This is a genomic window from Nocardioides sp. (assembly GCF_044226305.1).
GTDB lineage: Bacteria > Actinomycetota > Actinomycetes > Propionibacteriales > Nocardioidaceae > Nocardioides.
On the sequence record NZ_JBGAHF010000002.1, the window covers coordinates 361,652 to 373,079 of the forward strand.

The window sequence follows — 11,428 nt, forward strand, 5'->3', positions numbered from 1 at the left end:
CCGGGATGACTCCCCTCACCTACGAAGGTAAAGACCCCTCACCCCGGGGGGCAGACACAACCGGCCCAATCCGCATAGCCCGAAATGACTAGTCCGTCCGTGCCATCTGGAACCGGGTGACGTCGATCACGGCACGCCCCGGCGCCCGCGGGGGCCCGCGGACTTGGGCCCGGGTGGGTGTGCTCCCGTACTCTGGACGGCATGTCACGCCCGCGCAGCGACCGCCCCTCCGCCGCTCGCGTGGCCTCCCACCTGGGGGTGATGATCACCGTAGCGGCCGTGATGGGCGTCGTGGTGGCCGGACTGGTCATCCCGTTCGCCGGCGTCCTCGGCGTCGGTGCCCGCCACGTGGCCGCGGCGATGGACAACCTGCCGGCCGAGCTCGAGACCGACCCGCTGCCGCAGAAGACCAAGGTCCTCGACGCCGACGGCAACGTGATCGCCACCCTCTACGACGAGAACCGGGTCAACGTCTCGCTGGACCAGGTCTCGCGCACCATGGTCAAGTCGATCATCGCGATCGAGGACTACCGCTTCTACCAGCACGGCGCCCTCGACCTGAAGGGCACGCTCCGCGCGCTCGTCACCAACCAGGCCAACAACGGCGTGGTCCAGGGCGGCTCGTCGATCACCCAGCAGATGGTCAAGATGACCCTGCTGACCCAGGCCGACACCAAGGCCGAGCGCGCGGCGGCGACCGACGACACCTACGCCCGCAAGCTGCGCGAGCTCCGCTACGCCATCGCCTTCGAGCAGCAGCACTCCAAGGACTGGATCCTCGAGCGCTACCTCAACATCGCCTACTTCGGTGACGGCACCTACGGCATCCAGTCCGCCGCCCGGCACTACTTCAACACCAACGCCAAGAACCTCGACCTGCGGCAGTCGGCGATGCTGGCCGGGCTCGTGAAGAACCCGACCGGCTACGACCCCACGAACTCCCCCGACGCCGCGCTCGAGCGTCGCAACGTCGTCCTGGACCGGATGGCCCAGCTCAACGTGATCAGCCACGCCAAGGCCGAGCAGACCAAGAAGATGAAGCTGGGCCTGCACGTCGTCCCGGCGAAGAACGGCTGCCTGAACTCGCGGGCGCCGTTCTTCTGCGACTACGCCATCAACTGGCTGCTGCACGACCCGCGGCTCGGCGAGACGGTCGAGGAGCGCAAGAAGACGCTCAAGTCCGGTGGCCTGATCATCCACACGACGCTGAACATGGCCGACCAGGCCGCGGCCGACCAGGCCGTGCGCGACCACGTCGCACAACGGGACCAGGCCGTCGGGGCGCTCGCGATGGTCGAGCCCGGCACCGGCGCGGTGCGTGCCCTGGCGCAGTCCCGGCCGATGGGCCGGGAGGAGGCGGACGGCCAGACCTTCCTGAACTACACCGTCCCGACGGAGTACGGCGACTCGGCCGGGTTCCAGGCCGGCTCCACGTTCAAGCCCTTCGTGCTGGCGGCCGCGGTCAACGAGGGCGTGCCGCTGAGCACCACCTTCAACGCACCGCAGACCATGACGCTCGACCAGAGCGAGTTCGCCAACTGCCCCGACGCCGGCAACTTCGCCGGTGAGTGGACCGTGTCGAGCTCCACCTCGTCGGGCCCGATGGACGTCTACCGGGGCACCCGGGAGTCGGTGAACACCTTCTACGCGATGCTCGAGCGGGTCACCGGCGTGTGCAAGCCGTTCGAGATCGCACGCAAGCTCGGGGTCCAGCTGACCGACCCGGCCGGCGACTCGCACGGCTACGGCGCCGAGCGGGTCCCGACGTTCACCCTCGGCATCGCCAACGCCAGCCCGTTGGAGATGGCCGAGGCCTACGCGACGTTCGGCGCTCGCGGCCTGCACTGCGACTCCCACCCGGTCACGTCGATCGACGACGCCAAGGGCACCGAGATCCGCACCTACGAGAACAGCTGCCAGCAGGCGCTCCCGCAGTCCACCGCCGACGCCGTGAACGACGTGCTGCGGGGGGTCCAGGAGCCGGGCGGCTTCGGCTACGACCTCGGTGGGACCGGGCTGAGCGTCCCGTCGGCCGGCAAGACCGGCACCACCCAGGACGGCAAGGCCGTGTGGTTCGTGGGCTACACCCCCCAGATCGCTACCGCCGCCATGATCGCCGGTGCCAGCAAGGACGGGCAGCGGCCGATCCCGCTGGCCGGCCAGACCATCCACGGCACCTACATCTACTCGGTGACCGGCTCCGGCTTCGCCGGCCCGATGTGGGCCGAGGCGATGCACGTGGTCGACGACAACCTCAAGTACGAGGACTTCACCGCGCCGTCAGCCCAGGCGGTCGAGGGCATCCCGACCACGCTCCCCAGCGTCTCGGGCATGTCGCTCTCCGAGGCGATGAGCACCCTGACGTCGGCCGGCTTCAAGCCGATCAACGGCGGCACGGTGAACTCGACCTACGCGGCCGGGACCGTCGCCTACACCTCGCCGTCGGGCGGCTCGTCGGTGCCCTCGGGCTCGGTGATCACCGTCTACGAGTCCAACGGCATCGCCCCGGCTCCCCCGCCGTCGCCGGGCGGTAACGGCGGTGGCAACGGCGGTGGCGGCGGCCACGGCGGTGGCCACGGTGGCGGCCGGCGCTGACGACGCCCGCTGACCCGCCTGCCGCGACCGGACGACCGGAGGCTCAGGCCCCGAGCTGCCGACGTACCTCGGCCGCGACGGCACCACCGTCCGCGCGCCCGCGGACCTGAGGCTGGACCATGCCCATCACCTTGCCCATCGCCCGCATGCCCTCGGCGGCGGCACCGGTCTGGGCGATCGCCGAGGTGACGAGGTCGGCGACCTCCTGGTCGGTCAGCTGCGCCGGCAGGTACTCGGCGATCACCTCGGCCTCGGCGGCCTCCTTCGCGGCCATCTCGGTGCGGCCACCGTCGGTGAACGCCGTGACCGCCTCGCGGCGCTTCTTCGCCTCGCTGGAGAGCACCCCGATGATGTCGTCGTCGCTCAGCTCGCGGGCGGACTTGCCGGCGACCTCGGCGTTGGTGATCGCCGTGAGCACCATGCGGAGGGTCGACGAGCGCACCTCGTCGCGGCTCTTCATCGCGGTGGTGAGGTCGGCGCGCAGACGGTCCTTGAGGTCGCTCATGGTTGCCATTGTGCCCGGTGTGGCAGCCTTGCGCGGGTGAGCTCCCCGACCCCCGCACAGCGCGCTCTCCTCGGTGTCGCGACAGCCGGGGCGGTCACCGGCGCCGCCCTGACGGCCTACGCGGCGGCCGAGGCCCGGGCCTACACGCTGCGCCGCGTCACCGTGCCGGTCCTGCCCGCCGGGAGCCCGGACCTGCGGGTGCTGCACCTCAGCGACGTGCACATGACGCCGGGCCAGCGGCGAAAGCAGGCGTGGCTGCGCGGGCTCGCCGGCCTCCGCCCGGACCTGGTCGTCGACACCGGCGACAACATCGCGCACCGGGACTCGGTGCCGGTGGTGCTGGAGGCCTACGGCGAGCTCCTCGACGCCCCGGGCGTGTTCGTGTTCGGCTCCAACGACTACTACTCGCCCACGCTGCGCAACCCGCTGCGGTACCTGCTCCCCGACGACGGCACCCGCCACACCGACACCCCGCAGCTGCCCTGGCGCGAGCTGGGCCGGTCGTTCACCGGCGCCGGCTGGGTGGACCTGACCAACACCCGGACGACGCTCGAGGTGCGGGGGGTGCGCATCGCGTTCGCCGGGGTGGACGACCCGCACCTGGAGTACGACCGCCTCGACGACGTGGCGGGTCCGGCCGACCCGGACGCCGACCTGCGCCTGGGCGTCGCCCACGCGCCGTACCTGCGGGTGCTCGACCAGTTCGCCGCCGACGGGTACGACGCCGTGCTGGCCGGCCACACCCACGGCGGCCAGGTCTGCCTGCCGGGGGTCGGGGCGCTCACCACGAACTGCGACCTCGAGCCGGCGCGGGCCAAGGGCCTGCACCGCCATCCCGCGACCTCGCGCCCCGGAGAGCCCGGCTCGTCTTGGCTGCACGTCTCGGCCGGGCTCGGCACCAGCCCGTACGCGCGGATCCGGGTCGCGTGCCGGCCCGAGGCGACCCTGCTGACCCTGGTCGCGACCGGCGGTGTCCGCCAGGACTGATCCGATTTCAGGGCCCCGACCGGGCTCCGGTATGGTTGCCCACGGCCCGCTCCGGTGGGCCGATCGGGCTGTGGCGCAGCTTGGTAGCGCGCCTCGTTCGGGACGAGGAGGCCGCAGGTTCAAATCCTGTCAGCCCGACCACGTGGCAGGGCCCGGATCCGTGTGCGGATCCGGGCCCTGACCCGTTTCCGGAGGCGGTCCGCGTGGCACACTCCCGGACATGGCGGACCCGGAGAAGGAGCACCCGTCGCTGGAGCTCCCCAAGCTCGGGTGGCGGCGCCGGCGGGCGAGCGCGCCACCGCCGGCCGACCCGCCGGCTGACTCGCCCGACGTGCGGGACTCCGGCACCGACGTCCTGGCGGACCGCCGGGAGGACGTCCCCGTGGACACCCCGCCGCGGCCCGAGCCCGAGCCGACCCGGCCGGTGCTGGTCGACGCGCCGCTCGACCGGCCGACCGCCGTACCGGCCCCGGCCCCGCCCCCGGCCTCGGCCCTGGAGCCCCCACCGGCACCCGCGCGCCGCGCGCGACGCGAGCGCGGGCCCGGCGGCACGCTCGCCGCGGTCGTCAGCGGGCTCGTCGTGGGCCTGGGGATCGTCGGGCTGACCTGGGCCTCGCTGCGCTCCTGCGAGGGCGTGCAGGGCACCTCGTCCTGCGGCGGCGCCGGCTACCCGCTGCTCGCCCTGATCCTGGTGATCATGGTGTTCGTCGGCGCCCTGCTGCTGCGCCTCGCCCGCGTCGTCGACCCGGGCACGACCAGCTTCCTCGGCGTCGGCCTGGCCGTGGTCGTCGCCCTCCTCGTGCTCGTCGACCACCTGCTCGACCGCTCGATGGTGCTGGTCGTCCCGGCGATCTGCGCGGGCGCGTTCGCGCTCGCGCACTGGGTGACGAGCACCTTCATCGAGCCGGCTCGCGACTGAGCGGGCGGCGTCAGCGGGCGAGCAGCAGCTCGGCGATCTGCACGGTGTTGAGCGCGGCGCCCTTGCGCAGGTTGTCGTTGGAGACGAAGAGCGCGAGGCCGCGGTCGCCGTCGACGCCGGGGTCCTGCCGGATCCGACCGACGTAGGACGGGTCCTTGCCGGCCGCCTGGAGCGGCGTGGGGATGTCGGCGAGCTCGACGCCCGGCGCGGCCGCCAGCAGCTCGGCGGCCCGCTGCGGCGTCATGGGCCGCTCGAACTCGGCGTTGATCGCGAGCGAGTGCCCGGTGAAGACCGGGACCCGGACGCAGATGCCCGAGACCCGGAGGTCGGGGATGCCGAGGATCTTGCGCGACTCGTGGCGGAGCTTCTGCTCCTCGTCGGTCTCGTTCAGGCCGTCGTCGACGATCGAGCCCGCCAGCGGCAGCACGTTGTAGGCGATCGTCCGGGCGTACTTCTCGGGCTCCGGGAACGCGACCGCCTCGCCGTCGTACGCCAGCTCGCGGGCCTTGTCACCGGCGGCCGCGACCTGGGTGGCGAGCTCGTCGACGCCGGCGACGCCCGAGCCGGACACCGCCTGGTACGTCGACGCGATCAGCCGCACCAGGCCGGCCTCGTCGTGCAGCGGCTTGAGCACCGGCATCGCGGCCATCGTGGTGCAGTTCGGGTTGGCGATGATGCCGCGCCCGGCGGCCAGCACGCCGGCGGCCGCCTCGGGGTTGACCTCGGAGACGACCAGCGGGATCTGCGGGTCCTTGCGGAACGCGCTGGAGTTGTCGACGACGATCACACCGGCCTCGACGAAGGCCGGCGCCAGCGCGCGCGACGTGGTCGCGCCCGCGGAGAAGAGCGCGATGTCGAGCCCGCTCGGGTCGGCGGTCGCGGCGTCCTCGACGACGATCTCGCGCCCCGCGAACGGCAGCACGGTGCCGGCCGAGCGGGACGAGGCGAAGAAGCGCACGTCGCCGGCCGGGAACCCGCGCTCCTCGAGGATCTGCCGCATGGCGACGCCGACCTGTCCGGTGGCTCCTACGACACCGATGTTCAGCGTCATGGCTACCGCCCGGTCCCGCCGTAGACGACCGCCTCGACCTCGGTGGCGTCGAGGTCGAACGCGGTGTGCGTCGCGCGCACCGCGTCGTCGACCCGACCCTCCTCGACGATCACCGAGATCCGGATCTCGGAGGTCGAGATCATCTCGATGTTGACGCCGGCGGAGGCGAGGGAGGCGAAGAACTTCGCGGTGATGCCGGGGTGCGAGCGCATCCCGGCGCCGATCAGCGAGACCTTGCCGATCTGGTCGTTGTAGAGCAGCTTGTCGTAGCCGACCTCGTCCTGGATCCGGGCGAGCGCACCCATCGCGGTCTGGCCGTCGGCGCGCGGCAGCGTGAACGAGATGTCGGTCAGCCCGGTGGCGGCCGCCGAGACGTTCTGGACCACCATGTCGATGTTGATCTCGGTGGCGGCCAGGGCCTCGAAGATGCGGGCCGCCTCGCCCACCTTGTCGGGCACCCCGACGACGGTGATCTTGGCCTCGCTCCGGTCGTGGGCGACGCCGGCGATGATCGCCTGCTCCATCTGTTCGTCTCCTGCCTGGCTGTCCGGGATGACCCAGGTGCCCTCCTTCTGGGAGAAGGACGAGCGCACGTGGATCGGCATGTCGTAGCGGCGGGCGTACTCGACGCACCGCAGGTGCAGGATCTTCGCGCCGGACGCGGCCATCTCGAGCATCTCCTCGGTGGAGACGCGGTCGAGCTTGCGCGCGGCGGGGACGATCCGGGGGTCGGCGGTGAAGACGCCGTCGACGTCGCTGTAGATCTCGCAGACCTCGGCGCCCAGCGCCGCCGCCAGTGCCACCGCCGTCGTGTCGGAGGCGCCGCGGCCCAGGGTCGTGACGTCCTTGGTGTCCTGGGAGACGCCCTGGAATCCCGCGACGATCGCGATCGCCCCACCCTGGATGGCCGCCTCGATCCGACCGGGCGTGATGTCGATGATCTTCGCCTTGCCGTGCGCGGAGTCGGTGATGACGCCGGCCTGCGACCCGGTGAAGGACTGGGCCTTGTGCCCGAGCTGGGCGATCGCCATCGCGACCAGCGCCATCGAGATCCGCTCACCGGCGGTCAGCAGCATGTCGAGCTCGCGCGGCGGTGGCAGCGGCGTCACCTGCTCGGCGAGGTCGCGCAGCTCGTCGGTGGTGTCGCCCATCGCCGAGACCACGACGACGACGTCGTGCCCGCGCTTGCGCGTGTTGACGATCCGCTGGGCCACCCGCTTGATCCCGGCGGCGTCGGCGACGGACGATCCGCCGTACTTCTGCACGACAATGCCCACGGTGTGGCCCCTACCCAGCTCGACTGCTTCGCAGTGGCCGAGTCTACCGAGCGTCCGGGTCCTCGCCCTCGAGCATCTCATCGGCGGCGGCCAGCTGCTCCTCCTCGCCGTCGATGTCGGCGTCGAGCCGGTCGTGCGCGACGACCGAGAGCAGCGCGTTGAGGGCCGCTCCCGCCAGGTTGCCCCACGAGGACACGTAGGAGAACTGCCACCACCACAGCGCCTCCGCGAGGTTGCCGAGCCGGAAGTGGCGCAGCCCGTTCTCCAGGTCGGTGGCGATGCTGGTCAGGTCGTCGGACAGCTGGCCCTCGACCATCTCGGGGACGTAGGGGTCGAACACGTAGCTGTAGGTGTCGACCGACCCGAGCATGTCGGCCAGCCGCAGCCGCATCTCGTCGATGTCCGGCTCCGGCCCGACGTCGGGCTGGTACTCCGCGATCGGCGTGAAGTCACGCTGGGCACCGAGCCGCGCGCCGGCGAGCAGCACCTGGCTGATCTCGAGCAGCAGCAGGGAGATCGCCCGGCCGCCGTCGTTCTCGCGGGCGATCGCCTGGAGCGCGATCAGGAAGCTCTCCACCTGATCGGCGATCTGGTGGGCGAACTCCTCGGTCTCCGCGTCGAGCGGGACCGTCGGGGTCACGTCAGTCATCTGCAGATCGCCTTCCTGCGAACGCGCGGCCCAGGGTCACCTCGTCGGCGTACTCCAGGTCGCCACCTACGGGCAGTCCACTCGCCAGCCGGGTCACGCGCAACCCCAGCGGCTTGAGCATCCGGGTGAGGTACGTCGCCGTCGCCTCGCCCTCGAGGTTGGGGTCGGTGGCCAGGATCACCTCGGTGATGGTGCCGTCGGCGAGGCGGACCATGAGCTCGCGGATGCGCAGCTGGTCGGGCCCGATCCCGTCGATCGGCGAGATCGCGCCGCCGAGCACGTGGTAGCGGCCGCGGAACTCACGGGTGCGCTCGATCGCGACGACGTCCTTGTACTCCTCGACCACGCAGAGCACGGTCGGGTCGCGGCGCGGGTCCCGGCAGATCCGGCACTGCTCGTCCTCGGAGACGTTGAAGCAGGTCGTGCAGAACTTCACCTTGGCCTTGACCTCGACGAGCACCTCGGCGAGCCGGCGTACGTCGACGGGGTCGGCCTGCAGCAGGTGGAACGCGATCCGCTGTGCACCCTTGGGACCGACGCCGGGCAGCCGCCCGAGCTCGTCGATCAGGTCCTGGACGACTCCTTCGTACAACTAGAACCCCAGCTGCCCGGCGGTGCCGGGGAGCTCCGGACCACCGCCCGCGAGCGGGCCGAGCGCCTCGCCGGCGAGGGCGTCGGCCTGGGCCTTGGCGTCGCGGTAGGCCGCGACGATCATGTCGCCGAGGTCGGAGAGGTCGTCGGTGTCGCTGCCGTCGAAGCCACCCGCGCGGATCTCGACCCCGACCAGCTCGCCGATGCCGTTGACCTGCACGGTCACCGCGCCGCCGGCGACGGTCCCGTCGACGACGGTCTCGGCCAGCTGCTGCTGGGCGCTCTGCAGCTGCTCCTGCATCTGCTGCGCCTGCTGCAGCAGGGCGTTCATGTCGAAGCCTCCACCGCCCAGGGCATCGAAGGGGTTCTGGGTCATCGGGCACCTCTCGTTGATGGCGTCGCTGCTGGTGTCACTGGTGGCGGATCTCCTCGATCATCTGGGCGCCGAGCTCGCGCTGGAGCAGCTCGGCGCTGCTCATGCCCTGGTGCTCGGCGTCGAGGTCGTCGGGGTCGGCGTCGGCGTCGGCGGCCGCCCAGTCGGGTCCGGTCTCGACCCGCGGGCTGTCGGCCGTGCGGGTCTGCTGGATCGCCTCGCGGGCGGCCCGCACCGACTCCGGGGTCGGCTCCTCGCGCGGCGGGGCCGGGGCGGGGTCCGGCTCGGCGGGCGGCTCCGGGGCGGTCGCCGCGGGACGGGTCACGGTGGGGGTGCCCTCGGCCTGCGCGCTCGGGTCCACGATGGTCTCGATCGTCCAGCTCGCACCGACGACGTCGACCGCCGCCTGGTGCAGCACGTCGCCGCAGCCGCCGCTGACGAAGGAGTCGCGGGCCCCGGCGTTCGCGAACCCGAGCGTGAGGGTGGTGGCGTCGACCGCGACCACCTGGCAGTTCTGGGTCAGGTGCATCCAGGCCAGCCGGCGTCGCGACTTCGTCGCGTCGACGATGTCGGGCCACAGGCGCCGCACCTCGACCAGGGAGAGCCCCCCGCTCGCCGGCGCCGCGGCTGCCGGTGGGGCTTCCGGTGCCGCCTCGGCGACCGGGGTCGGGACCTGCTCGGCGACCGGGGTCGGGACCTGCTCGGCGACCGGGTCCGGGGCGGGCTCGGGGGCGGCCTGTGGCTCGGGGGCGGCCTCGGCGACCGGCTCGACCGGCGCCGGGACGACCTCACGGACGGCCTCGCGGACGACCGGCTGGACGGCGGGCTCGGGCTCCGGGGCGTCCGGACGCGAGGGCGGCGGCACCGGGCGGTCCTGGGCCGGCGGCACGGGGGCCGCGGGGGCCACGGTCGTGCTCGGCGTACCGGTGATCGTGAGCCGCTTCTCGAGCCGGTCGAGCCGGGCGAGCACACCGTCGGTCGCGTGGTCGGCGCCCGGCAGCAGGATCCGCGCGCAGAGGAGCTCGAGGAGCATCCGCGGGGCCGTCGCGCCGCGCATCTCGGTGAGGCCGGCGGCGGCGATGTCGGCGGCCCGGCTCAGCTCGGCCGAGCCGAACCGCGCGGCCTGGGCCACCAGCCGCTCGCCCTGGTCCTCGGAGACGTCGATCAGGCCGGTCGCCGGGGCGTCGGGGACGGCGGCGACGATGACCAGGTCGCGGAGCCGGCGCAGCAGGTCCTCGGTGAAGCGGCGCGGGTCCTGCCCGGTCTCGATCACCTTGTCGACCACGCCGAAGACGGCGGCCGCGTCGCCGGCGGCGAACGCGTCGACGACCTCGTCGAGGAGGGTGTCGGGGGTGTAGCCGAGCAGCCCGGTCGCGAGCTCGTGGGTCACCCCGCCCGGGCCGGCGCCGCCGAGCAGCTGGTCGAGCACGGAGAGGGTGTCGCGCGCCGAGCCGGCGCCCGCGCGGACCAGCAGCGGCAGCGCGGCCGGCTCGATGGTGACGCCCTCCTTCTCGCAGAGCTCGCCGAGGTACTGCGAGAGCAGGCGCGGCGGGATCAGCCGGAAGGGGTAGTGGTGGGTCCGCGAGCGGATCGTCGGCAGCACCTTGTCGGGCTCGGTGGTGGCGAAGATGAAGCGCAGGTGGGGCGGCGGCTCCTCGACGAGCTTGAGCAGGGCGTTGAAGCCCTGCGTCGTGACCATGTGGGCCTCATCGATGATGTAGACCTTGTACTTGCTGCGCACCGGCGCGAAGAACGCCTTCTCGCGCAGGTCGCGGGCGTCGTCGACACCACCGTGCGAGGCCGCGTCGATCTCGATGACGTCGATCGACCCCGGGCCGCCGCGCGCCAGGTCGCGGCAGCTGTCGCACTCCCCGCAGGGATCGGCCACCGGGGCCTGCTCGCAGTTCAGCGCCCGGGCCAGGATCCGGGCGCTGGTGGTCTTGCCGCAGCCGCGCGGGCCGGAGAAGAGGTAGGCGTGGTTGACGCGGTTGTTCGCCAGCGCGGACCGCAGCGGCGCCGTGACGTGGTCCTGCCCGATGACCTCGGCGAACGTCTCAGGCCGGTAGCGGCGGTACAGCGCGAGCGGTGACTCCACGCCTAGACCCTAACCAGCGGTGCCGACAGGGGGTAGCGGCCGGTCCCCGGCGGCGGGCGACGGGCGGCCGGGCGAGGCACCCGGGCATGAAAAGGCCCCCCGCGCACCCGACAGAGCTCGCTTACCCTTGCTGCCTTCCGGCCCTGGGGGAGTTGGGCAAGATGCCGCCACACGGGGGGTTGGCGACGAGTGTAGGTGAGCCGCCCGCGCGCCTCCAAAGCGAGCCCGGCCGATTTCGTCGGCCCCGCCGCCGACCGGTACCCTCCTCGGCGGAGGTATCGCCTAGTGGCCTATGGCGCTCGCTTGGAAAGCGGGTTGGGTTAACGCCCTCGGGGGTTCGAATCCCCCTACCTCCGCCACACCGTCGGACGGCGTCGCAGCTCAGG

Annotated in this window: 10 protein-coding genes, 2 tRNA genes and 1 other RNA gene; 5 read left to right on the forward strand and 8 right to left on the reverse strand. The window is 72.5% G+C overall.

Going from position 1 to position 11,428, the window contains the following annotated elements:
- Window positions 1-201 precede the first annotated feature (201 nt).
- Window positions 202-2,595: a transglycosylase domain-containing protein gene (locus ACILQ5_RS03820; RefSeq protein ID WP_395656641.1), complete on the forward strand. Its 2,394-nt coding sequence runs from the start codon at window positions 202-204 to the stop codon at window positions 2,593-2,595.
- 43 nt (window positions 2,596-2,638) lie between these two features.
- Here the strand turns inward: ACILQ5_RS03820 and ACILQ5_RS03825 are convergent, their stop codons facing one another.
- On the reverse strand, window positions 2,639-3,100 hold the full coding sequence (locus ACILQ5_RS03825) for a GatB/YqeY domain-containing protein (protein WP_395656642.1): 462 nt from the start codon (window positions 3,098-3,100) through the stop codon (window positions 2,639-2,641).
- A gap of 36 nt (window positions 3,101-3,136) precedes the next feature.
- Between ACILQ5_RS03825 and ACILQ5_RS03830 the strand changes: the two genes are divergently transcribed.
- From ACILQ5_RS03830 to ACILQ5_RS03840, 3 genes are all read left to right on the forward strand, one after another.
- Window positions 3,137-4,087, forward strand: a complete 951-nt coding sequence (locus ACILQ5_RS03830) for a metallophosphoesterase (RefSeq protein WP_395656643.1) — start codon at window positions 3,137-3,139, stop codon at window positions 4,085-4,087.
- Window positions 4,088-4,151: 64 nt separating this feature from the next.
- Window positions 4,152-4,228: transfer RNA gene (locus tag ACILQ5_RS03835), tRNA-Pro, on the forward strand.
- A 79-nt stretch (window positions 4,229-4,307) separates the two neighbouring features.
- Window positions 4,308-5,006, forward strand: coding sequence for a hypothetical protein (locus ACILQ5_RS03840; protein ID WP_395656644.1), 699 nt, complete (start codon window positions 4,308-4,310; stop codon window positions 5,004-5,006).
- A 10-nt stretch (window positions 5,007-5,016) separates the two neighbouring features.
- On the opposite strand, the gene ACILQ5_RS03845 is transcribed toward ACILQ5_RS03840, so the two are convergent.
- From ACILQ5_RS03845 to ffs, 7 genes are all read right to left on the reverse strand, one after another.
- Window positions 5,017-6,057 carry an aspartate-semialdehyde dehydrogenase gene (locus ACILQ5_RS03845; RefSeq protein WP_395656645.1) on the reverse strand — a complete coding sequence of 347 codons (1,041 nt, stop codon included), beginning with the start codon at window positions 6,055-6,057 and terminating at the stop codon, window positions 5,017-5,019.
- Between the two features lie 2 nt (window positions 6,058-6,059).
- Entirely contained in the window at window positions 6,060-7,334 is a 1,275-nt protein-coding gene (locus ACILQ5_RS03850) for an aspartate kinase (RefSeq protein WP_395656646.1), read from the reverse strand.
- Between the two features lie 43 nt (window positions 7,335-7,377).
- Entirely contained in the window at window positions 7,378-7,983 is a 606-nt protein-coding gene (locus ACILQ5_RS03855) for a DUF5063 domain-containing protein (protein WP_395656647.1), read from the reverse strand.
- Window positions 7,976-8,575 (reverse strand): recombination mediator RecR, encoded by a 600-nt coding sequence (recR, locus tag ACILQ5_RS03860; protein ID WP_395656648.1) that lies wholly within the window; start codon window positions 8,573-8,575, stop codon window positions 7,976-7,978. The genes ACILQ5_RS03855 and recR overlap by 8 nt, the downstream gene beginning before the upstream one ends.
- Window positions 8,576-8,950, reverse strand: coding sequence for a YbaB/EbfC family nucleoid-associated protein (locus tag ACILQ5_RS03865; RefSeq protein ID WP_395656649.1), 375 nt, complete (start codon window positions 8,948-8,950; stop codon window positions 8,576-8,578).
- Between the two features lie 34 nt (window positions 8,951-8,984).
- Window positions 8,985-11,042 carry a DNA polymerase III subunit gamma and tau gene (locus ACILQ5_RS03870; protein WP_395656650.1) on the reverse strand — a complete coding sequence of 686 codons (2,058 nt, stop codon included), beginning with the start codon at window positions 11,040-11,042 and terminating at the stop codon, window positions 8,985-8,987.
- A gap of 90 nt (window positions 11,043-11,132) precedes the next feature.
- Window positions 11,133-11,223, reverse strand: an RNA gene (ffs, locus tag ACILQ5_RS03875) — signal recognition particle sRNA small type.
- A gap of 90 nt (window positions 11,224-11,313) precedes the next feature.
- Between ffs and ACILQ5_RS03880 the strand changes: the two genes are divergently transcribed.
- A tRNA-Ser gene (locus tag ACILQ5_RS03880) sits at window positions 11,314-11,401 on the forward strand.
- Window positions 11,402-11,428 lie beyond the last annotated feature (27 nt).

Excerpts from the sequence above, each read along its gene's own strand:
- ACILQ5_RS03820 (WP_395656641.1), top strand. The coding sequence starts at position 202 with ATGTCACGCCCGCGCAGCGACCGCCCCTCCGCCGCTCGCGTGGCCTCC.
- ACILQ5_RS03825 (WP_395656642.1), bottom strand. The coding sequence starts at position 3,100 with ATGAGCGACCTCAAGGACCGTCTGCGCGCCGACCTCACCACCGCGATG.
- ACILQ5_RS03840 (WP_395656644.1), top strand. The coding sequence starts at position 4,308 with ATGGCGGACCCGGAGAAGGAGCACCCGTCGCTGGAGCTCCCCAAGCTC.
- ACILQ5_RS03845 (WP_395656645.1), bottom strand. The coding sequence starts at position 6,057 with ATGACGCTGAACATCGGTGTCGTAGGAGCCACCGGACAGGTCGGCGTC.
- ACILQ5_RS03855 (WP_395656647.1), bottom strand. The coding sequence starts at position 7,983 with ATGACTGACGTGACCCCGACGGTCCCGCTCGACGCGGAGACCGAGGAG.
- ACILQ5_RS03865 (WP_395656649.1), bottom strand. The coding sequence starts at position 8,950 with ATGACCCAGAACCCCTTCGATGCCCTGGGCGGTGGAGGCTTCGACATG.